Annotated in this window: 22 protein-coding genes, 1 other RNA gene and 1 other annotated feature; of the genes, 2 read left to right on the top strand and 21 right to left on the bottom strand. The window is 38.5% G+C overall.

What is annotated here, in order from left to right; translation table 11 throughout:
- Positions 1 to 32: 32 nt before the first annotated feature.
- The 13 genes from ACIQXJ_RS03285 to hisS all read right to left on the bottom strand — a co-directional run bounded on the left by ACIQXJ_RS03285 (position 33) and on the right by hisS (position 12977).
- On the bottom strand, positions 33 to 1115 hold the full coding sequence (locus tag ACIQXJ_RS03285; protein ID WP_403049591.1) for a DUF871 domain-containing protein: 1083 nt from the start codon (positions 1113 to 1115) through the stop codon (positions 33 to 35).
- A gap of 26 nt (positions 1116 to 1141) precedes the next feature.
- Positions 1142 to 2473: a PTS sugar transporter subunit IIC gene (locus tag ACIQXJ_RS03280; RefSeq protein ID WP_403049588.1), complete on the bottom strand. Its 1332-nt coding sequence runs from the start codon at positions 2471 to 2473 to the stop codon at positions 1142 to 1144.
- Positions 2474 to 2510: 37 nt separating this feature from the next.
- Complete coding sequence (locus ACIQXJ_RS03275; RefSeq protein ID WP_403049585.1) at positions 2511 to 2831, bottom strand: PTS sugar transporter subunit IIA; 321 nt, start codon at positions 2829 to 2831, stop codon at positions 2511 to 2513.
- Between the two features lie 12 nt (positions 2832 to 2843).
- Complete coding sequence (locus ACIQXJ_RS03270) at positions 2844 to 3155, bottom strand: PTS sugar transporter subunit IIB (protein ID WP_401009234.1); 312 nt, start codon at positions 3153 to 3155, stop codon at positions 2844 to 2846.
- A 261-nt stretch (positions 3156 to 3416) separates the two neighbouring features.
- The gene (locus ACIQXJ_RS03265) at positions 3417 to 4592 is read right to left on the bottom strand and encodes a GNAT family N-acetyltransferase (protein WP_403049582.1); all 1176 of its coding nucleotides are present in this window, start codon (positions 4590 to 4592) and stop codon (positions 3417 to 3419) included.
- Positions 4593 to 4630: 38 nt separating this feature from the next.
- The gene (gene ptsP / locus ACIQXJ_RS03260) at positions 4631 to 6343 is read right to left on the bottom strand and encodes a phosphoenolpyruvate--protein phosphotransferase (protein ID WP_403049579.1); all 1713 of its coding nucleotides are present in this window, start codon (positions 6341 to 6343) and stop codon (positions 4631 to 4633) included.
- Complete coding sequence (locus tag ACIQXJ_RS03255) at positions 6337 to 6606, bottom strand: HPr family phosphocarrier protein (RefSeq protein ID WP_403049576.1); 270 nt, start codon at positions 6604 to 6606, stop codon at positions 6337 to 6339. Before ACIQXJ_RS03255 ends, ptsP begins: the two co-directional genes overlap by 7 nt.
- Positions 6607 to 6623: 17 nt before the next feature.
- The gene (locus ACIQXJ_RS03250; RefSeq protein ID WP_403080837.1) at positions 6624 to 7343 is read right to left on the bottom strand and encodes a sugar isomerase domain-containing protein; all 720 of its coding nucleotides are present in this window, start codon (positions 7341 to 7343) and stop codon (positions 6624 to 6626) included.
- A 4-nt stretch (positions 7344 to 7347) separates the two neighbouring features.
- A complete protein-coding gene (locus ACIQXJ_RS03245) occupies positions 7348 to 8070 on the bottom strand; it encodes a GntR family transcriptional regulator (protein ID WP_403049570.1) in 723 nt (240 codons plus the stop codon).
- Positions 8071 to 8100: 30 nt separating this feature from the next.
- A complete protein-coding gene (gene nagA, locus ACIQXJ_RS03240) occupies positions 8101 to 9258 on the bottom strand; it encodes an N-acetylglucosamine-6-phosphate deacetylase (RefSeq protein ID WP_403049567.1) in 1158 nt (385 codons plus the stop codon).
- Positions 9259 to 9582: 324 nt separating this feature from the next.
- Positions 9583 to 9786: non-coding RNA, 6S RNA (gene ssrS, locus ACIQXJ_RS03235), on the bottom strand.
- 137 nt (positions 9787 to 9923) lie between these two features.
- On the bottom strand, positions 9924 to 11693 hold the full coding sequence (gene aspS, locus ACIQXJ_RS03230; RefSeq protein ID WP_403049564.1) for an aspartate--tRNA ligase: 1770 nt from the start codon (positions 11691 to 11693) through the stop codon (positions 9924 to 9926).
- 18 nt (positions 11694 to 11711) lie between these two features.
- Complete coding sequence (hisS, locus tag ACIQXJ_RS03225) at positions 11712 to 12977, bottom strand: histidine--tRNA ligase (RefSeq protein ID WP_403049561.1); 1266 nt, start codon at positions 12975 to 12977, stop codon at positions 11712 to 11714.
- 122 nt (positions 12978 to 13099) lie between these two features.
- Positions 13100 to 13342 (bottom strand) — a binding site (T-box leader).
- 163 nt (positions 13343 to 13505) lie between these two features.
- Here hisS and ACIQXJ_RS03220 point away from each other — a divergent pair.
- Positions 13506 to 15086: an N-acetylmuramoyl-L-alanine amidase family protein gene (locus ACIQXJ_RS03220; protein ID WP_403049558.1), complete on the top strand. Its 1581-nt coding sequence runs from the start codon at positions 13506 to 13508 to the stop codon at positions 15084 to 15086.
- A gap of 57 nt (positions 15087 to 15143) precedes the next feature.
- Here ACIQXJ_RS03220 and ACIQXJ_RS03215 read toward each other — a convergent pair whose 3' ends face one another.
- The 6 genes from ACIQXJ_RS03215 to ACIQXJ_RS03190 all read right to left on the bottom strand — a co-directional run bounded on the left by ACIQXJ_RS03215 (position 15144) and on the right by ACIQXJ_RS03190 (position 21817).
- Positions 15144 to 15353, bottom strand: a complete 210-nt coding sequence (locus tag ACIQXJ_RS03215; RefSeq protein ID WP_403049555.1) for a DUF2642 domain-containing protein — start codon at positions 15351 to 15353, stop codon at positions 15144 to 15146.
- Between the two features lie 71 nt (positions 15354 to 15424).
- Positions 15425 to 15865, bottom strand: coding sequence for a D-aminoacyl-tRNA deacylase (gene dtd / locus ACIQXJ_RS03210; protein WP_403049552.1), 441 nt, complete (start codon positions 15863 to 15865; stop codon positions 15425 to 15427).
- Positions 15866 to 15947: 82 nt separating this feature from the next.
- Positions 15948 to 18143 (bottom strand): RelA/SpoT family protein, encoded by a 2196-nt coding sequence (locus tag ACIQXJ_RS03205; RefSeq protein WP_403049549.1) that lies wholly within the window; start codon positions 18141 to 18143, stop codon positions 15948 to 15950.
- Positions 18144 to 18349: 206 nt separating this feature from the next.
- Positions 18350 to 19264 (bottom strand): pseudouridine-5'-phosphate glycosidase, encoded by a 915-nt coding sequence (locus ACIQXJ_RS03200; RefSeq protein ID WP_172772180.1) that lies wholly within the window; start codon positions 19262 to 19264, stop codon positions 18350 to 18352.
- Between the two features lie 3 nt (positions 19265 to 19267).
- On the bottom strand, positions 19268 to 20359 hold the full coding sequence (locus ACIQXJ_RS03195; RefSeq protein ID WP_403049546.1) for a carbohydrate kinase: 1092 nt from the start codon (positions 20357 to 20359) through the stop codon (positions 19268 to 19270).
- A 201-nt stretch (positions 20360 to 20560) separates the two neighbouring features.
- Complete coding sequence (locus ACIQXJ_RS03190; RefSeq protein WP_403049543.1) at positions 20561 to 21817, bottom strand: MFS transporter; 1257 nt, start codon at positions 21815 to 21817, stop codon at positions 20561 to 20563.
- A gap of 189 nt (positions 21818 to 22006) precedes the next feature.
- On the opposite strand from ACIQXJ_RS03190, the gene ACIQXJ_RS03185 reads away from it, so the two are divergent.
- Positions 22007 to 22459 (top strand): MarR family winged helix-turn-helix transcriptional regulator, encoded by a 453-nt coding sequence (locus ACIQXJ_RS03185; protein WP_403049540.1) that lies wholly within the window; start codon positions 22007 to 22009, stop codon positions 22457 to 22459.
- Between the two features lie 78 nt (positions 22460 to 22537).
- Here ACIQXJ_RS03185 and ACIQXJ_RS03180 read toward each other — a convergent pair whose 3' ends face one another.
- Complete coding sequence (locus ACIQXJ_RS03180; RefSeq protein WP_340823452.1) at positions 22538 to 23050, bottom strand: adenine phosphoribosyltransferase; 513 nt, start codon at positions 23048 to 23050, stop codon at positions 22538 to 22540.
- A 14-nt stretch (positions 23051 to 23064) separates the two neighbouring features.
- Positions 23065 to 25404 carry a single-stranded-DNA-specific exonuclease RecJ gene (gene recJ, locus ACIQXJ_RS03175; RefSeq protein WP_403054811.1) on the bottom strand — a complete coding sequence of 780 codons (2340 nt, stop codon included), beginning with the start codon at positions 25402 to 25404 and terminating at the stop codon, positions 23065 to 23067.
- Positions 25405 to 25707: the final 303 nt, after the last annotated feature.

Genomic DNA, 25707 nt, shown 5'->3' with positions numbered 1-25707 from the left:
AATTGTCGGCTTAATCCTCCTTTTAAGTTCAATTATTTTGTAAATCCGAATGACGCCCATGGTTGAATTTGCGCTATTAAAAAGCGTTCTTCCTCCACTACCTTGGCAACTACATTTGTAGAGCCAGCATTCGGCATTTCCTTTAACACTACTTGTAGCTCACCTTTATAGCGCACATCCAAATTATTATCTATCGTGACATCCCCTAGTTGCAATGCATGCGTATCGTGAACTGGGAAATCACCATTTTTATATTTCACTCTCGATTGTGTACTACGAATAACGTAATCCGATACATCACCTCGATTAAAATGAGGCTCTTTGAATAACACTGCTTCTTCTAACACCGTTGTTTCAGAGGATGGTACAACTTTCAGCTCCAACTTATGCCGATTTAATTGTCCTAATGCTTTTAGTTCTTCCTCTGAGGCATACATATTGCCAATAATACAATCATCGATTAAGCCTGTATGCCATAAATCTTTCGCTTGCACAGTAATCGGTAAATCGCGATGCTCTTCTAGTGTTGGTAGCCCATGCTCGGTTTTTTCCCAAGGACCGTACAGCGCATGCTGCGATGAAATCATCGCAGCTGTCCGTATATGGTTGGCTTTAAAATTTTTCGATGTTGCAAGAAAATGCTGTCGTGAAAGACCCGTAAATCGTCTTGGATAAAAATTATGACAGCCTATAATATTGTCACAGTTCGGTTGGTAGGATAATATATTATCCACATATTTCGTTCCATTACTAATATTTAGCTCAATTTTTAACTGACTATCATCAAAAGACATTAACGCTTCCTCTTGACCTGAGAATCCCATATCTAAACGCAATGCCGCCAGATGGTAGTGTTCTTTAAAATAAGCAATATTTTTATACGTTAAGCCTAAATCTTCAAAAACAGCCGGTGCAATATCAGCAGAAATATCAAAGCCTAGCTGTTTTGCAAAATAATTTATTTGCTGCAATTTAAGCTTTTCATGTTCATTGTTTAAAGATAGAAGACATGTAAAAATACGATCAAAACCATTATCGTGTGCTAGCTGAACATACTGTTGCATTTCTTCTAGCGTACTGTGCTGTGGATAGAGTGAAATTCCTAATCTTCTCAAATGACAATACCTCCAATGCTAAGCTATTACACTTCTACTTTAGGATTCTCAGCTGTAATTTCAGCTTGTTGTTCTTGTGCTTGCTCTGCCTTTTTTTGGTCTTGTTTAGCAATTCGGTTTGCCATCGCTAAGAATGGAAGGTAGATACAAACTGATATAACAATTAACGCAAGACTTAAAACAGCTCCAGTCCAAGATTGTGTCACTAAAAATCCGTTAATTACTGGCGGTGTAGTCCATGGGGCTGCAACAGTTGCCGCAGGAACCCAACCCCATTTTGTGACAAAGAATGCTATCGTTACGTTTACCATTGGCGTTAAAATAAATGGTATAAATAAAATGGGATTTAAAACGATTGGTAGACCAAATAGTAATGGCTCATTAATATTAAAAAGCCCAGGTGCCGCGGATAATTTTCCAACGGTATTATATTGCTTATTTTTCCGTGCAATAATGAAAATCGCGATAATAAGTGCAATTGTCGTACCTGATCCACCCATATTGACGAATGCATCAAAGAATGGCTTATTCACGATATAAGGTGCAACTTTGCCAGCAGAAATTGCTGCAACGTTTGCATCAATCGCGGGTAAATTAATCGTTTGCATAAATGGATCGATAATGTTAGCACCATGAACACCTAGCGTCCATAAGAATGCTGGAATAAAGGCTAAAATTATGGCAGCAACCCACGTATTAGTTAAGCCCATAAACGGCTCCTGAATCGTTGAATAGAATGAACCAACAATATCTGGAATATCAAAACCTGCAGAAATAATTGTACGAACTAATGCAAAAACACCAATTGTAATAATAGCTGGCAGCAATGCTGCAAATGATTTCGAAACTGCTGGTGGTACCCCATCAGGCATTTTAATTAGTAGCTTACTATTACCTGATAACCTACAAAATATTTCAGTAGACAACAAGGACACGATAATGGCGATAAATATCCCGCCCGTTCCAGTAGTTAAACCTGATAAACCGCCTTCACCAAACGTACCGAATGTCAAATAACTTGAAAGACTAATAACCCCAGCTGAAAGACCGTCTTTGTTATAACTTTTTGCTAAGCTGTAAGCAATTGTAAATGCAAGTAACAGCGATAAAATATTAAATGTAGCATTCCAAATATTACCGCCAAATTGCGTCCATGTTTCATGTTTCCAAATGGAGTCCAGTGCATTTTGATAAAAATCAATTGGTAAGTTATTAATTAATACAGCCAACGAGCCTACAATTGTCAATGGCATAATCGTAATAAACCCGTCACGAATGGCAACTAAATGACGCTGACTCCCAACTCTAGCAGCTACCGGCACAAATTTTTCTTCTAAAAATCGGAACATTCCACACACTCCCTTTGCTTTTTATTGTGACATCAAATACTTGATGCTACTCCCCTTTGATGTGTTCATAAAGTTCGATCATTTCTTGCGCTAAATCTCGAAATGTTATGGCATTCATTAAGTGATCTTGCGCATGAATTAAAAGCATCGATACTTCTACTTTTTCTCCCCTTGCTTCCTGCGTTAACAATGCTGTTTGCGAATGATGAGCCTCCACAAGCGCTTCATTTGCCAGCTTTATTTTTTCCTTTGCTTCATTGATTTGCCCCTTTTTCGCTAACTGAAGTGCTTCCATGCATTCACTTTTTGTATTCCCACTATGGACAATTAACCCCATAATGGACTGCATCATTGCTGTTTCTTCCATTGGCTTACCCCCTCACCCAATCAGCTTTAATGCCTGTTTTAAGACATTTTCACCGTTCATCATGCCGTAATCAGCCATATTAATTACATCAATTGGAAAATTCAATTCCTTGAATTTGGTTTCAAATGTTGATTTTAAGTAACGAACTTGCGGTCCAAGTAACAGTACATCCGCCTTCTTATTTGCTAAAATTTTATCTACTTCACTTTCTGCTATAGCAAAAATATCAGCCTCAATATTTTGTTCCTGAGCAGCCTTCTGCATCTTCGAAACTAGTAAACTCGTACTCATCCCTGCCACACAAACTAACATAATATTTTTCATCGTCAGCACTCCCTCATTGTCTTTTTTTAATTTAGTACCTTTTAACGATTTGACGACTATAATGAAATCGCTTTCTTATATTGAGAATAGCACCAATTGGTATATACCACAATATACTTTTTTAGTCATTTTATACCTTTTCGAAGTTAATTAATAATTGGGCTATTGCTTCGATACTTGCTAATAAATAGCTTTCCTTAACTGGTATAGTCCAGAAAAAACTTCAAAAAAATTTTCATTTTTATCTTCTGCTACAGCAAGTTAAAAATATTCATAAAATGCAGGTTGCTTTGCTGGAATCGCCTGTTGCCAATAACGTACTTCTTCGTCACCTAGCACTTTATTCGCAAAAGTCACTGCGTCTTTCACACTAAGATACCCGACCATCATCGCAGAAAATAAGTTGATTGGTAATGATAGCATATGCTTTTCAGACATGGAATTTTCCTCAATTATCGAGATATCACCATCTTTATTTATCATGTAAATATGTTCATTCCACGGACAAAAGTGATCCTCTAGACGAACGTACAAAGTTTGCTGTAAATCTCCCCATGGATAGCGTTGCATAAAGGCAAAGGCATCCACGATTCTGACCATGACATCTTGTATAATCTTTTTTGGAAATTGCGGGTTTTCAAAATTAAAACCAAAATGGCTATCATTTGTCGTAATTCCTTCGATCGTGTGTACACTTGCTGCATGTGATGTTATAAAGCGCCATAGTGCTTGTTCCGCTAAATGATCCTTTACAATAAAGTCATGGATTGTAAAGGTGCCATTTTGAATGGTATAGCGGATATATCCTACTATTTTTTGTTCCAGAAAACACGCAGCAAAATGACTTTCAGGTGACCTTCTTTCAATGCGTTTCCACCAAGCTGCGTCACGTATCATCCCCCCATTTGTAACGCTTGCTTGTGCATTATGAAATTGTTGAATTGTTTCGAACAGCGTACTATCCGGCCATTCAAAGCTCATACGCTTTACCACATCTAACTGTTTGCCGAACTGAGGAAACTGTGAGTTAGGAATTGCATAATGCAATTTGTCAAAAAATAATTCCCAGCCAAAATATCGGTAAAAAGAAACGGAAAAGGGTGCAAGTACCGAGATGGTTTGCCCATGTTGTCGCATTTCCTTTAGAGATGCCGTCATTAGCTTTTTTATAATTCCTTGCTGACGGTGCTCAGGATATGTTGCCACAAATCCAATACCACCCATTTCATAGTTTTCACCATGTATCGTCATATTAAGCGGTAGTATTAATAGCTGCCCAACAACCTTATCGCCATCATAAGCTCCTAAAGTTGCACTATGCTCAATCCAATAATGAAAATCATCGCGCCGCGCACCACTATATTTATTTGGAAAGCAATAATCTCGTAATCGATGAATTTGTTGATAATCATTTGCCGAAACGTATTTTATGTCCATGACGCCCTCCTTATTTTCGGAATATTAAAAATAAGTACTTAAATAGCTAGATATTTTTTTACATATGCTTCAACCTCAGATGCGGTAGATAGCATTAAAAGTTGCTCAATATGTTGGCCTAACTGCTTCTTCGAAAGCTTTACAATATGTGCCCTCGTTTTGAGAATGGAAGAAGCATTCATGGAAAACTCATCTAAGCCTAAAGCGAGTAAAATAGGTATTGCTATTTCATCTGCTGCCATTTCACCGCACATACCTACCCATTTCCCTTGTTTATGTGCTGCATCAATAACATTTTTTATAAGTCTCAGTACTGCTGGGTGATAAGGTTGATATAGATAAGAGACATTTTCATTCATACGATCTGTTGCCAAAGTATATTGAATTAAATCATTTGTACCTATCGAGAAAAAATCGACTTCTTTTGCAAATAAATCAGCAATCATTGCGGCTGCCGGAATTTCTACCATTATTCCGAGTTCAATTGTTTCAGCTATTGCAACCCCTTCTGCTTGCAAATATGCTCTTTCCTCAAACAACAATTGCTTTGCCATTCTCCATTCATCTAACGTTGCAATCATTGGAAACATTATTTTCAAGTTGCCATAAGCACTTGCTCTTAGTAATGCACGTAGCTGTGTACGGAACATTGCTTGTTGGTCTAGGCAAATACGAATCGCTCTATAGCCTAAAAATGGATTCATTTCAGCTGGTAGCTTTAAATAAGGGAGATGCTTATCACCACCAATATCCAATGTCCGAACAATCGTTGGCTTTCCCTGCATTTTTTCAAGGACTGTGCGATACGCAAGAAACTGTTCATCTTCACTTGGGAGCTCCTGCCGTCCCATATACAAAAACTCAGTTCGAAATAAGCCGATGCCATCTCCAGCTGCATCCATTACCTTTTCCACATCTTCTGGCTTGCCGATATTGCCGGCAAGCTCAACACTATGGCCGTCCGCACTTACGCTCGACATTGCGCGATATTGAAGGAGCTCATACTGCTGCTGCTTAAGCCTTTGTTGCTGTTGCTCATAAAATGCTGACACTTCTGGTGTAGCATCGATAATAATATTGCCATTTGAGCCATCCATAATAATTGGTGTGCCTTGTTTAATTGCCTTTGTAGCCGTCTTTGTTCCAACGATTGCTGGTATATCTAGTGAGCGTGCGAGAATAGCAGAATGAGATGTTTTCCCACCAATATCTGTTATAAATCCTTTGACATATTTAGTATCTAGCTGTGCCGTCATTGATGGTGTTAAATCTTCAGCTACGATGATGACATCCGTTGATAAACGGCTCATATCTAGTAGCTCAACATTTAATAAATGGGCTAATAAACGCTTTGATACATCACGAATATCCGCTGCTCGCTCTTGCATATAAACATTGTCCATTCCTTCAAACAGTCCGATAAACATATTGGAAACTTCATGTAAGGCATACTCAGCATTACAGCCTGTTTTAATTTTCTCTTCAATGGCTGCTAACATTTCAGGGTCTTCTAGCAATAATAAATGCGCAGCAAATATAGCCGCCTTGTCCTCGCCAAATTTATTCTGAGCGAGTGTTAAAATTTCTTGTAACTCCCTCTTCGATTGCGCGAGTGCCGCTTTAAAACGACTCAGTTCTGCCTGGATATCTGTAATCGTTAATTTCTCAAATGATAAATCTGGTTCCACTAAACAAAAAGCATTCGCAAAGGCAATGCCCTCAGAAACGGCAATACCCTGTATTTCTAACATTCTTCACCAATTCCTTTAGTAACAATCACTTCTGTAACTGTTTGCATTAGCTGTTTTGCATCTGCTCCTTGTGCAGAAATCGTAATAGTACTTCCCGTCACGATTCCTTGCGCCATGACCCCCATGATGGACTTTAAATTGACAGACTTATCATTGTAGATTAACTGAACTTCACTCTCAAATGGTGTGACAGCACTTACTAATAGCGCTGTTGGTCGAGCATGTAAACCTTCTTGTGTTGTGATTTTAAATGTTTTTTTCATCGATACCCCTCCAAATTTCATTCAAAATTAATGCGAGATTGATAGTTTGCAATCATCACTTCGTTATGACGCTTATTTGATTCAACATTGTTACTTTCAAAAACAGGCAATACTTCCTGACAATCAGCCAATGACTCAATAACATGACTGAATAGCGCTTGAAGAATTGCAGAACCAATCACCGTCGACGCAGGTGCGTATTGCATCTGTTGATAGTGCAATAGACCATCCCCTACAGGAATATGTGTGTTGATAACTACATCGACAACATCCTCTAAACGTTTTCCACTAATATGACGTGTTGGTTGTTCACCATACTCAAGTGATTGCATAGACATAACAAGAATCCCCGACTGTTTTGCTAGTAATGCCGCATCTATCGGGGCATTATTTCGACCAGATGTGGAAATGACGATGCAAACATCATTTTCCTGAAATTGAAATTCATCTTTATGTCGTACGATAATCGTTGGGTCCTTTTCATTTTTCGAAGATGTTAAAGCCCCTGCATGTAAAGTTAATGGCTCAATAGTAATTGGACGTACAGGCACAAGTCCTCCCGCTCGATAAAATGCATCTTGTGCTAAAAGATGTGAATGTCCACAACCAAACAATTGGACAATTCCACCACTTTGAAGACGTGAAACAATCATTTGTGCAGCTTCTGCTAATAGCGTATTTTCCTGCTCTAGCACAAGATCTAATAGCCTTTGTAGTTCATGAAAATAAGCACGCATCATATCACCTTTTAATTTCACTTATAAATTTGTATCGATCAGCACGATAAGTACTTCGCACAAGTTCGAATGGCACACCATCTGCTAAATAACTTGTTCGTTTAATAATTAAAACCGGTGCAGTACTATTAATTTGTAAATATTTACTATCTTCTTTTGCTACAATTGCCGCTTCCATTTGCTGTATGGCATTGCCAATTTTCTGATGGAACTTCGCTTCAATAAGCGCGTACAACGAACCCATAATTTTCTTTTCATCTAATTCAGGATATACTTTCACTGGAATATATGTTCTTTCAATTGCCATCGGTTTAGAATCGGCACTCCGTATCCTCGTTACGAAAAATACTTCCTCGCCCCGTTCTAACATTAAGTCTCCTGCAATATCTAACGGTGGAACAATTTTTTCGAAACGTAATACTTTACTAGTTGGTTCCATACCTCTTGCACGCATATCCTCCGTAAAACTTGTTAATCCCATTAGTGGCTGTTCCAACTTTGGATTCGCAACATAAGTACCTCTGCCTTTTTCACGATAAAGCAATCCACAATTTACTAAATTGGTAATCGATTGACGGACAGTCATTCTACTCACATCAAACTGAACCGATAGCTCTCGCTCTGATGGAATATTTTCGCCAATTTTGTATTCCTCTAAATAAATCCGTTGCTTTAATACTTCTTCTATTTGTATATAGATTGGTATATGAGAATTTTTATCTAACACGCCATGCACCATCCTATCGCATTTTTACTATCATTTCTCAAATACAACTTTTCCCCGACAAATAGTTTTTTCAATATTTAAATGTTGATCTAACAAAATTACATCTGCATCAAAGCCTTCTGCAATACGGCCTTTTGTGCGTAATTGTAATTGTTCCGCAGCATTTGTTGAGGACATTGCAACAAGCTCTGACAACGAACAATTTGTGACCGCTTTCATATTTTTCACTGCTTGTTCCATCGTCAATACACTTCCAGCTAATGCTCCATTAGGTAAATGTGCTCCGCTTTCTGTGACATGGACTGTTTGACCACCTAAATCATAATCGCCATATTGTAATCCCTTTGCACGCATAGCATCTGTAATTAAAATAATACCTGCTGCCCCTTTTACTCGGTAGGCAAGTTTTACGGACATAGGATGGCAATGCACAAAGTCTGCAATGATTTCGACTTTTACAGCATCTTCAACAAGTACTCCGCCTACAACGCCTGGGTCTCGATGATGGAATGGTCGCATTTGATTGTATAAATGCGTTGCCTGTCTTACACCTCCTGCTACTGCTCTATCTACCTCTTCAAGCGTTGCATCTGAGTGTCCGATTGATACAATAACTCCTTGCTTGTAAAGCTCTTCAATAAACGGAAAGCCACCTTCCAGCTCAGGTGCAATAGTTATTTGTTTAATGCGGTTGTTACTTAATGCTTGCCATTTCGCAAATTGTTCGATAGATGGCAAAATCATATAGTCGATTGGTTGCGCTCCGGCACGCTTCTTCGAAACATATGGTCCTTCTACGTGCACACCTAATAAACTGGCCTCATTGTCACCATTTTCAAATTGAGAGATTGTCTTCAATGTATTTTCAATAGCTTCTGGCGCTTGTGTCATCGTCGTTGCAAGAAAGCCTGTGACACCTTCTTTAACTAATGACGCTGCCATATCATGAAGGGCTTGCTGTGTAGCATCCATAGCATCATTGCCTGCTGATCCATGAATATGCATATCAATATAGCCAGGAAACAGTAACAAGTCTTTCCCCTTGCCTTCAATATATTGCTCTGCCTTATCGGATAATTCTTTACCTACTTTAATGATCTTGCCATTCTCAATCAATACGTCACCTTTAAAAGGTATGTCGTTATGGTTGACGATAGTTACATTGGAAATTAATAATGTACTGCTCAATTTAACACCTCCGCTGTCTATGTTTTTACGAAGCTTACTTTTTAATGTAAGGACAAGCTATGTTATTTGGTATAGTTGTCTATACCAATTATAGTATGGAAATTCAAAAATAAAAAGCAAATTTTACAATTTTTCTTATTTTTCTTTTAATTTAGTAAATAGCTCCCCCTATGCTTCTTGGGCTTAAAAAAGCTGGGACAAATGAAAAAAGTGTTAGATTGACTTTAATCAATCTAACACTTCTATGCTGAAAACGTTAAGGTTCGCTACGGCAGGCGCTATTCGACACACCGTACCCCTTAGCCTCTAGTATGCTATGTATGGACGAATCCCGATTGTGCCGTAATGCCAATGAAACATTCGTTTTGAACCCGCAATTTGCAGGTGGGTGCCCGCTTTATAGCTTTAAACGTCCCTCTCCAAAATGGGGCTTGTTTGCCACTACAAAAATAGATGGCTCCCGACGATATAGTGTTCGGTCAAAACTGTTAAATAGAGTTAGCAGTTAGACAAACACATCAGGATTCGTATTACAGTTATAATAACACCATATTTCAGATAATTCAAACGATTTCTAGCAAAAAAATAAATTCTTTCAAAAAACGCAAAAAATACCTAGATTCCCAACATTTTTTGTTAGAGAATCCAGGTATTTTGCATTACTTTTATCTTTTAAATGTTTTAATCGCTAAACTTAATTCGCTTAATTGATCTGGAGATACTTCACTCGGAGCGTCTGTCAATAAACAACTTGCACTTGCTGTTTTCGGGAATGCAATTGTATCACGTAAATTAGTACGACCCGCAAGTAACATTACGAAGCGGTCAAGACCAAATGCAAGACCAGCATGTGGAGGTACACCGTATTCAAACGCTTCTAATAAGAAGCCGAATTGTGCTTGTGCTTCCTCATCTGAGAAACCAAGTAGTTTAAACATTTTTTCTTGTAAATCACGCTCATAAATACGTAATGAACCACCACCAAGCTCATAACCGTTTAATACGATATCGTAAGCTTGTGCACGAACAGCAGCAGGGTTTGTATCCATTAATTCGATATCTTCGTCAAATGGACGAGTGAATGGATGGTGCGCTGCTTTGAATCGACCATCTTCTTCAGAGTACTCGAATAAAGGCCAGTCCGTAATCCATAAGAAAGCAAATTGTGATTCATCAATTAAGCCTAAATCTTGACCTAATTTTGTTCGAAGAGCACCTAGAGATGCTGCAACTACATCAGCTTTGTCAGCCACGAATACTAAAATATCACCGATTTCAGCACCCATACGCTCGATTAATGCCGCAGCTAATGCTTCATCAAAGAATTTTGCGATTGGTCCATTTAACCCTTCTTCCGTTACTTTCAACCAAGCAAGACCTTTTGCACCGTAAATACCAACGAATTTTGTAAGCTCATCCATATCTTTACGAGAGTATTTATCAGCTGCACCTTTAATGTTGATACTTTTCACTTGCTTGCCTTGTGCTACTGTATCAGCAAATACTTTGAAATCACAGCCATCAAAAACTTCGTTTAACGCTACTAATTCTAAACCGAAGCGAACATCTGGTTTATCTGAGCCGTAACGATCCATTGCTTCTTGGTATTTCATGCGTTGGAATGGCGCAGGAATATCGATGCCTTTTACATCTTTCATAACAGCTTGAATTAAACGTTCGTTCATTTCTAAAACTTCTTCTTGTGTTAAGAAGCTTGTTTCGATATCAACTTGTGTGAATTCAGGTTGACGATCAGCACGTAAGTCTTCGTCACGGAAACAACGAGCAATTTGGAAATACTTTTCAAATCCAGCTACCATTAATAATTGTTTAAATAGTTGCGGAGATTGCGGTAATGCATAAAACTCGCCTTCGTGTACACGAGATGGTACTAAGTAGTCACGAGCACCTTCTGGCGTTGATTTTGTTAAAATAGGCGTTTCTACTTCTAGGAAGCCTTCATTTTGTAAGAAGTTACGAATTGTACGAGTTACGTCTGAACGCATTTTGAACGTATCGAACATGGCAGGACGTCGTAAATCTAGGTAACGATATTTTAATCGTAAATCTTCTGATACATCCGTACGATCTTCAATTTGGAAAGGAGGTGTCTTCGCTGTATTAATAACGATTAAGCTTGTCGCTTCCACTTCAATTTTGCCGTTTGGCACATTTGGATTGATTTGATCTTCCGAACGAAGAATTACTTTTCCTTCAATTTCGATTACGTATTCGCTACGTACTTTATCAGCTAAAGCATGTGCTTCTGCTACATCAGGACTAAATACAACTTGTGTAATACCAGTACGGTCACGTAGGTCGATAAAGATTAATCCACCTAAATCGCGACGACGTTGCACCCAACCTTTTAATACAACGTGTTCGCCTTGTAACGTTTCAGAAAGCTCGTTACTAGCATGTGTTCTTTTTGCCATTTTGCATTTCCTCCAAAATCATTTATTTAATAGATAGTTCACTAATTCTGAGAAGGCTACTTTTTGCTGCTCCCCAGATGCCATATGCTTTACTGTTGCTGCTTGCTCTTCTATTTCTGTTTCACCTAAAACGATAGTATATTTAGCTCCTAAACGGTCTGCAGATTTCATTTGTGCTTTCATTTTTCGATCTAAATAATCCATATCAGTAGAAATACCTTTTGCACGGAATGAGCTTGTTAGCTCGACTGCTTTTAGCTTCGCTTCATGGCCCATCGCAATCATGTAAACCTCTAATGCTGATTCTGTATCTAACTCTACCGCTTCAGCTTCAAGTGCTAATAATAAACGTTCGATACTTAACGCAAAGCCGATGCCCGGTACATTCGGACCACCGATTTCCTCTACAAGGCCATTATAACGACCACCACCGCAAAGGGTTGTGATTGCGCCAAAGCCATCAGCTGTTGACATAATTTCAAATGTCGTATGGTTGTAGTAGTCAAGGCCACGTACTAAATTCGGGTCTACTTCATATGAAATACCTAGCGTATCTAGATACGTTTTAACCTGAGCAAAATATGCCGCTGAATCCTCTGTTAAAAAATCAGTTAATGCAGGAGCAGTTGCCATTAATGGATGCTCACGGTCTACCTTACAATCTAAAATACGTAATGGGTTTTTTTGCAAACGATTTTGACAATCAGAGCAAAACTCATGGATATGTGGCTCAAAATGATTAATTAATGCTGTGCGGTGTGCATCACGCGTTACTTTATCACCGAGTGAGTTAATGACTAATTTCAAATCCTTTAAGCCTGTTGATTCATAAATGTCCATTGCTAATGCTATCACTTCTGCATCGATTGCAGGGTCAGCTGAGCCAATAGCTTCAACACCAAATTGTACAAATTGACGGTAACGACCAGCCTGTTGACGTTCATAACGGAACATTGGTCCTAAATAAGATAGCTTCACAGGTTGATCAGCTGCACCAAACATTTTATGTTCAACATATGCACGAACAACCCCAGCAGTATTTTCTGGACGTAATGTTAATGAACGACCACCTCGGTCTTCAAATGTATACATTTCCTTTTGCACTACATCCGTTGTTTCTCCAACACCGCGCGCAAATAAATCTGTTTGTTCAAAAATAGGTGTACGAATTTCGTTATATCGATACACACGACAAATATCACGAATAATTGCTTCGACCTTTTGCCATTTTTCTGATTGACCTGGCAATATATCTTGGGTCCCTCTTGGCACTTTAAAACTCATGTAAATACCTCCTTTTCAATTGCTTATGAGCCAGCCTTCGTATGTAAAGCACGAAACAGCAGTACAGAGCGACTTTTTTTAGAGAAATCCAACAAAAAAAGCCCTCGTCACCTTGCAAAATTGCAAGGGACGAGAGCTGTATATGCTTCCGCGGTTCCACCCTAGTTGACGCACAAACTACATTGCGTCCTCCTCATAATCGGGTAACGGCCGATTCCGTTTTTTCCTACTAAGTATTCCTTTTCAGAAAAAAGCCTCTCAAGTGTTATTCGCCTTATACTTTTTTGTAGGAAAGATTGCAGCCTAAGTCTTTCCCTCTCTTTTCCAATAGAGGTATACGCTACTTGCTTGGTCATAAGCGGTTAATCATTTTTTGATTACCCTTTATGTTAGTCACAACGCAAGGTAATGTCAACTGTTTTCTTATTTTTCACAAAGTAGTTATTAAAATAATGATTTCTGTTACCTTTTTCCCTCGAATTTTATCATGAAAACATGGTAAAATAGCACAAGAAAAGGAGGGGTCCAATGACGACAAAACTTATACATAAAACCATTATCTTTATCCTATTATTAACATTCTTGTTTCCAAGTATCAGCAATAAAGAACTAGTATTTGCCGATTCGAGTGATTTAAAAGTTACTGGAACTATACTTCATTTACGCGAAGGACCTGGGCTCTCTTACCCGATTATTACAACATTAGATGAAGGTGATTTGTTAACATCCATCGGTCGCGAGGGTGATTGGATTCAAGTAAAAACAGCCGATTATGAAGGTTGGGTAGCATCTTGGCTAACAGCTTCTATAAATGAGCAACAAACAATTGATAAAACGGTCATATCCCAAGTTGATCGCCTCAATATCCGTACTGAACCGGATATTTCATCACCCGTCCTTGGGCAACTGTCAACAGGCAATCAAGCAGCACTAATAACAGAAAATGGTGAATGGGCAAAAATTAATTGGAATGGTCTAGTCGGTTGGGTATCTGCAGACTATGTGACGATTAATGAAACAACAAAAAAAACAACAACTGACCAAGTAGTAGAAGTATCTACACCAACTGAACCTAAAGGTACTACATTTACTATTTTAGTCGATACGTTAAATGTCCGCAAAAAGGCAGATTTAACATCCCAAAAAATAGGGACTGTTTCTAATGGACAATCTTTTAAAGTACTAGCACAAGAACATAATTGGGTTCAAATTCAGTACAGTAACAAAAAAACTGGTTGGGTATACAGCTTCTACGGGACATTTTCTGATACGGTAAAAACGACTGCGAAAACTTCAACGTCATCATCACCATCATCATCCTCGCTTGAATCTGTCACAATTATTTATAATGGGACAAACTTACGTACTGACGCGACCACAACTGCGGAGGTTGTTAAACGTGTAGATGCTGGCGAAACCTATCCAATTGTAGGGGCTAAAGATGATTTTTACGAAATACAATTAGAAGATAAAACCGCATTCGTCGCAAACTGGGTAGTCTCCACTTCACAAAGCACAGCGATAACAACTAGCTATACAAAAACTGAGCCTCGAAAAAAAGGGACTCTAAACGGACTTACAATTGTTGTGGATGCTGGTCATGGTGGAAATGACCACGGTACAACTGGTCAGCGAGGAACTGACGAGAAAGATATAACGTTGAAAACTGCGTCTCTTCTCGCATCCAAGTTAAGTGCAGCAGGTGCAAATGTTGTGATGACACGTGAATCAGATGAATATGTTGCACTTCGTAAACGTGTATCCGTTGCCCACCAGCATGATGCAGATGCTTTTATAAGTATTCACTATGACGCTACTGATAATAGTTCGGTTTCAGGTTTTACCTCCTACTATTTGAACAACAATCAAAAAGGGCTTGCTGAAGCAATACACAACGGCCTTGCTAGTAAAATTAACATTAAAGATCGTGGTACACAGGAAGGAAATTACTTAGTCCTTCGTGAAAACCGACAAAAAGCAGTGCTTCTCGAGCTAGGTTTCTTAAGTAATTCCAATGAAGAACGGATCATTACAACGGCAAAATTCAGAGAACAGGCTACACTCGGCATTTATCAAGGCATTTTAGATTACTTTGATGCCAACGAATAAAAAAGAACCTTCATTTTCTTATAATTATAGAAAATGAAGGTTTTTATTTGTTTGTGTTTATTTTGTCGCCAATGTAACCCATATAATTTCCTCCGTACGAATAAAGAAGGGTGTATGATAAACCTCGATAACGATATGGTCAGGCAATACAGAGGTTAAAATACCTTGCTGGATACTTTTCTCTGTTTGCACTACAATTATTTGGCTAATCATCAATTTAAGTGTTTGATATAAATAAGGATTCGATATCCTTCCTATTTGCGTCATCGACGATACACTTCCTTCCTACAAATTTGCCATTCTTTTTAGTATATGTAGGAATGATAGGAAATGTACCTCTATTTTGACTCAAGTAGGATCGTGACTGGACCGTCATTCGTCAATGCAACGTCCATCATAGCACCGAAAATACCGGTCTCTACTTGTAAGCCGTATCCACGTAAAGCTTCATTAAAAGCCTCCCACAACGGTGCAGCTATTTCCGGTCTTGCTGCACTTGTAAAGCTCGGACGATTGCCCTTTTTTGTATCTCCATACAATGTAAATTGAGATACAGATAGGATTGCGCCACCATGCTCTAAAATGGAATGATTCATTTTTCCTTCACTATCTTCCCATAAGCGTAGATTAGCGATTTTTTTTGCTAGGTATGCGACGTCATCTGCTGTATCCTCATGTGTAATACCAACGAGAAGCACATAGCCTTTCTCAATAGCACCTGTAACTTCCCCCTGTACCGTTACAGATGCAGCCTTACTACGCTGTAAAACTACTTTCATAATGTTTAACCCCTCAATCTATCAAAATCCGTTCCATCTGTCGTTTTAACTGAAGTGCCTTACCGTTTGAATACTAGCACTTCTAATTAATCACACGCTGCACAGAGTAAATATCCGGTGTTTGTTTAATGCGTTCAACAACCTTATGCAGATGTGAAATATTTGAAATAGAAATTGTTAGGTGGATAGTCGCAATTTTATCACGATCTGCGCGACCACTCACAGCTAAAATATTCGTTTTTGTTTCGCTAACGATTTGCATGACTTCATTTAATATTCCAGGTCTATCAAAGGCAGAAACCTCGATGTCGACAGGATACTCTTTTTTCTCTGGTGTAAGCCCATGTTCCCATTCAACTTCGATTATACGCTCCTGCTCATCCTCTATTTGGATATTTGGACAATCCGCACGGTGTACTGATACGCCTCGACCTTTTGTAATAAAGCCGACGATGTCATCACCAGGAACAGGTGTACAGCAACGTGATAGTCGAATAAGCATATTATCAATGCCTTTCACAATAACGCCTGACTCTGTACGTTTTTGTGGAATTGGATTTTTCATTTTTTGTTCGATTTTTTCAAGTGCTTCTTCTTGCTCACGTTCTTTACGACGTTTTTCGGCTAAACGATTTACAACTTGTTGTGCCGTAATACCATTCATGCCAACCGCCGCATATAAATCTTCTTCATTCGTGTAATTAAACTTATCGCAAACACGTTTCAAGTTTTCTGATGACATTGTTTCTTTCATGTCAAAATCTTGTGAGCGTATTTCTTTTTCAATCATCTCTTTACCTTTGATGATATTTTCCTCACGCAGATGACGCTTGAAAAATTGCTTAATCTTATTTTTTGCTTGTGATGATTGCGCAATTTTAAGCCAGTCGCGACTAGGACCAAATGATTGCTTCGATGTTAAAATTTCAATAATGTCACCTGTTTTTAATGGTGTATCGAGCGGTACCATCTTACCATTAATTTTGGCTCCGATTGTACGATTGCCGACTTCTGAATGCACACGGTATGCGAAATCGATAGGTACAGAACCAGCAGGCAATTCAATAACATCCCCTTCAGGTGTAAATACGTACACCATATCAGAGAATAAGTCGAATTTTAATGATTCCATAAACTCTTCTGCGTTTGAAGATTCATTTTGGAATTCTAATATTTCTCTAAACCACGTTAATTTTTGATCGACATTTTGTTTTTCAATATCAATCTTTTTACCTTCTTTATATGCCCAGTGAGCAGCGATCCCGTACTCTGCAATTTTGTGCATTTCTTTTGTACGAATTTGAACTTCTAATGGGTCGCCATAGGGCCCAATAACGGTCGTATGCAATGATTGATATAAGTTTTGCTTTGGCATTGCAATATAATCTTTAAAACGCCCAGGCATCGGTTTCCATAAAGTATGGACTATTCCTAACACTGCATAGCAATCTTTTATGCTATCAACAAGTACACGAATCGCTAATAAATCATAAATTTCATTAAATTGCTTTTTTTGTAGCACCATTTTACGATATATGCTGTAAATATGCTTTGGACGACCATAAACATCCGCATCAATTTCGACATCAGAAAGCTGAGATTTCATTTCCCCCATGACATTGTCTAAATAAGCCTCACGTTCATCTCGTTTCTTCTTCATCAGACTGACAATACGGTAATATTGCTGTGGATTTAAATATCGAAGTGCAGTATCCTCCAGCTCCCATTTTACTGTCGAAATCCCTAGACGATGTGCAAGTGGTGCAAAAATTTCAAGCGTTTCTTTTGAAATACGACGTTGTTTTTCAGCAGGTAAATGCTTTAACGTGCGCATATTGTGCAGACGGTCAGCAAGCTTAATCAAGATGACGCGAATATCTTGAGCCATTGCTACAAACATTTTGCGGTGATTTTCCGCCTGTTGTGCTTCTTTCGATAAATATTTTATTTTCCCAAGCTTCGTTACTCCGTCAACAAGTACCGCAACTTCCTCGCCAAATTCACGGACTAAATCTTCTCGTGTAAATTCCGTATCTTCAACAACATCGTGTAAAAAGCCTGCTGCCACAGTTTCTGGATCCATTTGTAATTCAGCTAAAATACCGGCAACTTGCACTGGGTGAATAATATACGGTTCACCAGAGCTACGGAATTGCTCAATATGCGCATCTCTTGCCAATTCATATGCTTTTTTCACGAATGCGACATTTTCCTCATTCATATAAGATTTGACTAAATCAAAAACGTCTTCAGGAGTCAAAATTTGCTCTTTCGCCATAACATGTCCACCTTGCTCGTCAAATTTTTCAGATTAGATATAAACTTAATTGTATAAAAAATAGAGGTCGATTGTAAAGGGACTGTGTCATATAGTTTAGATAATATCGTGAACACTTCGTATTAATGGGTGAAAAATACATTATTATAGACAAAAAGACCCTTTACAAGGCAGGTCAGCTTCGCAAAGAGTCTTTATTTTACTAGTTAGTTTGCTTTGTTGTAGGCAACAGCAATTTTCGCACCAACTACTGCATTGTTTTTTACTAATGCGATGTTTGCATCAAGGCTCTTACCTTCAGTTAATTCTTTTACTTTGCCAAGTAAGAATGGTGTTACATTTTTACCTTGAATACCATTTTCTTCAGCTTCTTGTAACGCTTTTTCGATAATGCTAGTGATGAATTCGTGCTCAAGTGCTTCTGCTTCTGGAATAGGATTTGCAATAACTGCGCCACCTTGTAAGCCTAAATCCCATTTAGCACGTAACATTGCTGCTACTTCTTCTGGTGTATCAAGCTTAAAGTTTACATCAAATCCACTTTGGCGTGTATAGAATGCAGGAAGCTCTGGAGTGCCATATCCTACAACTGGTACACCTTTTGTTTCAAGATATTCTAGTGTTAAACCGATATCTAAAATAGATTTAGCACCTGCACAAATTACAGCTACATTTGTTTGCGCTAATTCTTCTAAGTCAGCTGAAATATCCATTGTTGTTTCAGCACCGCGGTGCACACCACCGATACCACCTGTAACGAAAATTTCAATGCCAGCAAGCTCAGCACAAATCATTGTTGCAGCAACTGTTGTCGCGCCTAATTTTTTCGTAGCTAATAAATAGCCTAGGTCACGGCGAGAAGTTTTAGCAACACCTTGTGCATTCCCAAACATTTCAAGTTCTTCATCAGATAAACCGATTTTAATTTTACCGTCAATTAGCGCAATCGTTGCAGGTACCGCACCGTTGTCACGAATAATTTGCTCTACTTCACGAGCTGTTTGTACGTTTTGAGGATATGGCATACCATGTGAAATGATTGTTGACTCTAATGCAACAATTGGTAGTCCTTTTGCTTGTCCAGCTTTTACTTCTTCTGATAATACGATGAATTCTTTCATGTGTTATTCCTCCATTTCACTTTTTAACAATTCTTCTGATAATTCAGGTCTTACTGTGTACGGTGATGCAAGTGTATTTTTGGCATTCGTTAAGCCTGCATTAATGCAATCCTCAAAGGATTGTCCCCTTAGCCAACTATGGATGACAGCACTTACAAAAGCATCACCCGCGCCAGTTACATCTTCAATTTTAGTTATTGCCTTAGCAGCAAAATGACTTGGTGTACTAGTTGCAGATGCAGCATAGACACCTTTGCTACCTGCAGTAATAATGACATGCTCGGCCCCTAATTGAAGAAGCTTTTGAATAGCTTTTTCATAGTTTGCATCGTTTTCAATTTTATGACCAACGATTGTTTCTGCTTCATCTGTGTTACAAATAAACCATGTAACCCCTTGCAATGTATCTGGTAATCGATTCATTTTTGGCGAGGACACCGGTACAATGACAAACGGAATAGCTCGCGCAATCGCTACTTGTTGGATGTAAGCTACCGTTTCTTTCGGGCAATTTAAATCCATAATAAAGCAGCCTGCATTCATTAGCATTGGCTCATATTTCTTTAATAAACTTGGCAATAATAAATCATAAACTTCCATGTTTGCAACAGCTAATGCAAGCTCACCTTGCTCGTCCATAATCGCAGTATAGGAACCAGTTGAAGCATCTGGTAACTGCTCGACATAGCGTAAATTCATAAAGGATTCTGATGCTTCTTGGATTACTTGCCAATCCGCATCCTTTCCAGCTGTCGTGAGTAACGTCACCTCATGATTAAGTCGACCTAAATTTTCCGCAATATTTCGACCAACCCCACCTACACTGAATGAGGAGCTTGCAGGATTAGAAGTCCCTAATTGCACGGTCCCTCTTACATGAAATTTCCGATCAAGATTAGCTCCGCCGATACAAATAATTTCATTTTCCTCAGGTAAAATATAAGCACGGCCAACAATTTTCCCTTGCTTCGTTAAGCTCGACACTAGGTTTGCAAGTACTGGACGGGACAGATTCATTTTATCTGCCATCTCTTGCTGAGACATAAACGGATTTTTACGAATTAAAGCCAGTACCGCTTGTTCTCTTTCATTCATAGCATCACCTTTTATTATATTTGTTTACATCATAAACTTTTGTTTGGAAAAAGTCAAACATTTCTCTTATTTATGCATGCTTAAAAGATTTTACAACAAAAAAATAGCACGCTAGAATACTTCCTAGCATACTATTTGTACTTTTCATGTCGTTTATACTATTATGTTCAATCCGTTCTGTTCATTACTATAGAATTCATTTTAATGTGCTAGTTTATTCGGAGATTGCTTTTTCACGATGATGACAAACAAGCTAGCTAAAACACATAATACACCAGCTAAGAAAAACGCCCATGTGTACGAGTTAAAAAATTTATAAATTAGACCTCCACCGTATGCTGCTACTGCAGCACCTGCCTGATGGGATGCAAAAATCCAACCATAAATAATACCACTTTTTTGCGTGCCAAAAATTTGTCTTGAAATACTAACAGTTGGCGGTACAGTTGCAATCCAATCTAATCCATAGAACGCAGTAAAAATAATGAGCAATGTAAGAGAACCTTGCATTAATGCATATGGCAGTAAAACGAGAGAAGCACCTCTTAAAAGATAATACCAAAATAGTAACCAACGATTATCGAAGCGATCAGATAACCAGCCTGATAATGTTGTTCCGACTAAATTGAATATTCCCATGAACGATAGAAACGAAGCAGCCGTTACTAAAGGTACACCGAAACTAATACAATACGATACAAAATGCGTACCAATTAACCCGCTTGTTGATAACCCGCAAATAAAAAAACTACCTGCTAAAAGCCAAAATTCTTTCACTTTTATTGCAGCGAATAAACCATTAAAAGCAATAATAATTGGGTTTTTCTTATTTTCTACAACACTTTCTGCTTTTTCTTCTTCAAGTCCATATGCAAGAAGCCCAACGTCCATCGGTTTATTTTTCATAAACAATAAAATAATGATAAACATAATGGAGCTTAACACCATTATTAATGCAATTGCCCATCGCCATGAAGAATTTTCGATAATCATTGCTAATATCGGGAGAAGAACTAATTGTCCTGTTGCAGTGCTGGCAGTTAATATCCCTAAAGCGAGCCCTCTTCTTTTCTCGAACCAATGATTCGCTACAAAAGGACTTAAAACAGTTAAAAAGAGGCTAGCCCCTAGACCAATTATAAACCCCCATATAATAATCAATTGCCATGCTTGTTGCATTAACAATGTGAGCGATATGCCTATAATTAATATCGCCATAGCAGCTAGCATCATTTTCTTTAAGCCCAGAACTTCGAGTAATGCCGCCATAAACGGACCGGAAATCCCATATAAAAAAAGACTAATGGCAAAAGCCATTGCTATTACCGAACGATCCCACCCAAATTCATGTTCAAACGGACCAATAAAAACACCTGATGAAGATAGGGTAATGCCTGCTACAATAATTGAAAAAAATGTTATCAATAAAATAAACCAACTGTAATGAATACGTTTCATAACGCCACCTACATTTCTAGAAAAATGTAAAACGATTGTTTTTATATGAAATAAATTTAGAAAACAGGTATGCTCAAAATATATGTATATACATATATAATAATGACTCGTTATTTTAGATGTCAAGAAAATAATTCCATTTTAGTGGTACAATATAGTTTAACGAAAAACTTAAAAGGAGATCTAGTTATGGAGAGAAATTACACAGACATTGACTATACTCAAATTTGCGTATGTGCGAATCTTAGAAAAAAGACTAGGGCCGTTACGCAGCTATATGATAAAGCTCTTGAACCTACTCATTTAAAAGTTACTCAATACTCGATGCTAGCTAATATTGCCCATCATAAAGCAGTTTCAGTAAGTCAATTGGGTGATATTCTACTACTTGATCAGACAACGATAACCCGTAATGTCAATCTATTGAAGAAAAATGGCTTTGTGGATGTTACGCGCGATACACAAGATGGCCGAACAAAGATCATTTCTTTAACGGCTATGGGAAATGAAAAATTAAATGAAGCAACGCCAATTTGGATGGACATACAGGAAAAAATCATAGAGGATATTGGACTCGAAAAATATATAGACTTTTATGAAACGCTAAAAAAAATTCAAAAAGTAGTGAAATCCTACGACTAGTTTTATCAGAATTGTTTGGGTGCCTGGCACTTTATAAAAAAAGGCTGTCCCAACATTCGGGACAGCCTTTTTCGTTTATTAATATTGAATTAATGTTTTCATGCTTAGATCGCCAAGTTTTGCACGACCGTTTAGTTCGATTAGCTCAATTAAGAATGCACAGCCAACAACTTCCCCACCTAATTGCTGAATTAAGCGAACCGTTGCCTCTACTGTCCCCCCAGTTGCAAGTAAATCGTCACAAATAAGCACTTTTTGACCTGGTTTGATGGCATCTTTATGCATTGTTAATGTATCTTTACCATATTCTAAACCGTAATCTGCACTAATTACTTCACGTGGCAATTTTCCTGGTTTACGAACTGGTGCAAAGCCAATTTCAAGCGCATAGGCAACTGGGCAACCTATAATGAAACCACGAGCTTCAGGACCTACAATAATTTCTGCGCCAACTTCCTTAGCGTATTCAACGATTTGATCTGTTGCATATTTGTAAGCTGGACCGTTATCCATAATTGTTGTAATATCTTTGAAGCTAATGCCTTCTTTTGGCCAGTTCTCAACTGTTGTCACGTATTGCTTTAAATCCATAGTTCTTGCTCCTCCTACGAAATTGTATTCGTATATAAATTTAATCGTTCATCAAACCATTGCTTTAACTCTATATATGGTGCATAGACAAGTTTTTGCTCTATTTCAATCTGTTCTGAACGTTGTTTGTAAGACGGCGCCTCAGTTAATGCCATTTTCGGCGCATTCACGTTGACAGTCGTCAGTCCACTCTCCATTCTAACAAAATTGAGCTCAAAAAACACCTGTGTCATAAATTTTAATGCTTCTAACGGCCAACCCGTATGCTTTGCTAAATCCGTTAAATGCATATCTAATGGAAATGCAGGACGTTGCTTTAGAAATTTATAGTACCAGGCAAATTGTTCTCGTGTAGGCATTCCGTTGAAGTACTGGGAATCCGGCATATAAAAATGAGCATAAATACGAGAAGGTGCTGTTTTTTGTATTACATTTTCTAATATTTGAACGTTGTGCGGTAAATCAAGTAACACAATATAATTTGTTTGCTCTACATTGGACAGCTCGGCATCAACTAATTGAATTGGCACACCTAGCAATGAGTGATAATAGCTCATCGTCTCAGGACGGAACGCATAAAAAACAGCTTCCTCTTTTGGCACTGTATGCAACCAACGAGATGTTTGGCGAATTCCACGAATATCAAATAATTGCCATTCTGTCGTTTGAACATCCTCAATCATAAATTGTGGCTTTTTACGTCCTTGCCACTCATTAATTTGAAGATCTCCAATAAACGATACTTTAATGCCGTATGTCAGCTCATTATACAAATGCCCTTTATTAAAACCTACACTATCCAATTTCTCAAGGCCGTCTGTTAATTCCATTTTAATGTGATTTTCAGCAGCACCAATTTTTCGCATCGATGCAATTTCCACATCTTCAAGCACATACACCGGCTTCTGGAAATCTGTTCCAAATGGGCCGAGCGTCGCAATTTCTTCTATGGCATCCGCGGAAATCTCATCAATTTTTAGCGGAATATCAATTGAAACAACCGGCGTTAATTGCTCTTCTGTTAAGCATTCTCTTGCCTGTGCATCCAATCGTGCTCGCAGTTCATCCACATGCTCCAATGGTAACGTCATTCCCGCTGCCATCGGATGTCCCCCGAAATGTGGTAAAATATCTCTATTTTTCGCCAATTCATTATATAAATGGAACCCTTCAATACTGCGTGCAGACCCTTTTGCTGTCCCTTTCTCAAAGTCTAGTGAGAGAACAATTGTTGGACGATAATAAAGTTCTACAAGTCTTGATGCTACAATACCTACAACGCCAGCATTCCAGCCTTCCCCTGCTACAACTAAAACAAGAGAATCCCCAATCTTTTCATCTGCTTCGATTAAAGCAATCGCCTCATCTGTAATACTTTTCACGATATCTTTACGTTCTGTATTACATTCATTTAGCTGTTTCGCTAGAGCTGTCGCCTTTGGTGCATCCTCTGCCATTAGTAACTCAACAGCTGGAGACGCTTCGCCAAGTCGCCCAACTGCATTTAAACGTGGCCCAAAATAAAAGCCAATCGTTTCTTCATTGATAGTGGCTTGCTCTGCACTTGCTACTTCACACATTGCCTGTATCCACGGGCTAAGTGAACGTCTCATTTCCTCAATGCCGCGTTTTACAAGATAACGGTTTTCATCGACTAAGGGTACTAAATCTGCAACGGTACCAATTGCCACAAACTCAAATAAATGTGTTGGCAGCTCACCATATAGAGCATGCGCTAATTTAAATGCCACACCAACACCCGCAAGCTCACCAAACGGATAATGCCCCTCAGGTACACGTGGATGTAAAATGATATCCGCTTGTGGTAACTCTTCACCAGGCTCATGGTGATCTGTCACAATCACATCCATTCCAAGTTCCTTTGCCACACGAATCGGTTCAATACCTGAGATCCCATTATCCACCGTTATAATTAATTGAACGCCTTCTTCATAGGCTTCACGAAATAAAGCTTCGTTCGGACCATAGCCATGTAAAAAACGATTAGGTATTTTAAATGACACATCGGCTCCAAGGTCATGTAGTACATTGAGCATGACCGTCGTACTTGTCACACCATCGGCATCATAATCCCCGTAAACTAAAATTTTCTCATTATTTTCCAGTGCTTTCTGGATGCGCTCTACCGCTTCTGTCATACCATGCATTAAAAACGGATCATGAATATTTGCTTCTGTCATATTTAATAAGCTTTCTGCATCAGCTGATGTTGAACAGCCTCGGGCCACCAAAATTTTCGCCGCAATAGCAGAAAGTTGTAAGTCATTTTGTAATGTTTGTACAAGTTGTGCGTCTGGACGCTCGACCTGCCATCTTTTTTTCGATAAAATCATATTTCTCACTTCCTCACGAAGGCTATTATACCGAAAATCGAGCATATTCGCACTATCCACTAGCTTACTAGATTTATCCTGATTTAATAGATTGTCTATTTTTTCGTTATTTCTAACATGCACGCCACTTTCCTTCAGCATATTAAAAAGCCTACTCTAAGAAAGAGTAGACTTAGGAGTGGATGGCGACGAATAAAGTGGCAGGCACTCAAACAATTTCATTTGATTAGAGCGGAAGACGCCGCCGATTGCACCGCAACAGACCGCCCGCAAGCAAGTGTTACGAATTAGAAGTGTGCACGC

The organism is Lysinibacillus sp. NPDC097868, from assembly GCF_044761135.1.
Taxonomy (GTDB): domain Bacteria; phylum Bacillota; class Bacilli; order Bacillales_A; family Planococcaceae; genus Lysinibacillus.
This window is presented reverse-complemented; position numbering and strand designations above follow the sequence as displayed.

What these genes read in the sequence shown, in the direction of transcription:
- ACIQXJ_RS03275 (WP_403049585.1), bottom strand. Translation starts at nt 2,831, where the DNA reads ATGGAAGAAACAGCAATGATGCAGTCCATTATGGGGTTAATTGTCCAT.
- ACIQXJ_RS03270 (WP_401009234.1), bottom strand. Translation starts at nt 3,155, where the DNA reads ATGAAAAATATTATGTTAGTTTGTGTGGCAGGGATGAGTACGAGTTTA.
- ACIQXJ_RS03265 (WP_403049582.1), bottom strand. Translation starts at nt 4,592, where the DNA reads ATGGACATAAAATACGTTTCGGCAAATGATTATCAACAAATTCATCGA.
- ptsP (WP_403049579.1), bottom strand. Translation starts at nt 6,343, where the DNA reads ATGTTAGAAATACAGGGTATTGCCGTTTCTGAGGGCATTGCCTTTGCG.
- ACIQXJ_RS03255 (WP_403049576.1), bottom strand. Translation starts at nt 6,606, where the DNA reads ATGAAAAAAACATTTAAAATCACAACACAAGAAGGTTTACATGCTCGA.
- ACIQXJ_RS03250 (WP_403080837.1), bottom strand. Translation starts at nt 7,343, where the DNA reads ATGCGTGCTTATTTTCATGAACTACAAAGGCTATTAGATCTTGTGCTA.
- aspS (WP_403049564.1), bottom strand. Translation starts at nt 11,693, where the DNA reads ATGGCAAAAAGAACACATGCTAGTAACGAGCTTTCTGAAACGTTACAA.
- hisS (WP_403049561.1), bottom strand. Translation starts at nt 12,977, where the DNA reads ATGAGTTTTAAAGTGCCAAGAGGGACCCAAGATATATTGCCAGGTCAA.
- ACIQXJ_RS03220 (WP_403049558.1), top strand. Translation starts at nt 13,506, where the DNA reads ATGACGACAAAACTTATACATAAAACCATTATCTTTATCCTATTATTA.
- ACIQXJ_RS03215 (WP_403049555.1), bottom strand. Translation starts at nt 15,353, where the DNA reads ATGACGCAAATAGGAAGGATATCGAATCCTTATTTATATCAAACACTT.
- dtd (WP_403049552.1), bottom strand. Translation starts at nt 15,865, where the DNA reads ATGAAAGTAGTTTTACAGCGTAGTAAGGCTGCATCTGTAACGGTACAG.
- ACIQXJ_RS03205 (WP_403049549.1), bottom strand. Translation starts at nt 18,143, where the DNA reads ATGGCGAAAGAGCAAATTTTGACTCCTGAAGACGTTTTTGATTTAGTC.
- ACIQXJ_RS03200 (WP_172772180.1), bottom strand. Translation starts at nt 19,264, where the DNA reads ATGAAAGAATTCATCGTATTATCAGAAGAAGTAAAAGCTGGACAAGCA.
- ACIQXJ_RS03195 (WP_403049546.1), bottom strand. Translation starts at nt 20,359, where the DNA reads ATGAATGAAAGAGAACAAGCGGTACTGGCTTTAATTCGTAAAAATCCG.
- ACIQXJ_RS03190 (WP_403049543.1), bottom strand. Translation starts at nt 21,817, where the DNA reads ATGAAACGTATTCATTACAGTTGGTTTATTTTATTGATAACATTTTTT.
- ACIQXJ_RS03185 (WP_403049540.1), top strand. Translation starts at nt 22,007, where the DNA reads ATGGAGAGAAATTACACAGACATTGACTATACTCAAATTTGCGTATGT.
- ACIQXJ_RS03180 (WP_340823452.1), bottom strand. Translation starts at nt 23,050, where the DNA reads ATGGATTTAAAGCAATACGTGACAACAGTTGAGAACTGGCCAAAAGAA.
- recJ (WP_403054811.1), bottom strand. Translation starts at nt 25,404, where the DNA reads ATGATTTTATCGAAAAAAAGATGGCAGGTCGAGCGTCCAGACGCACAA.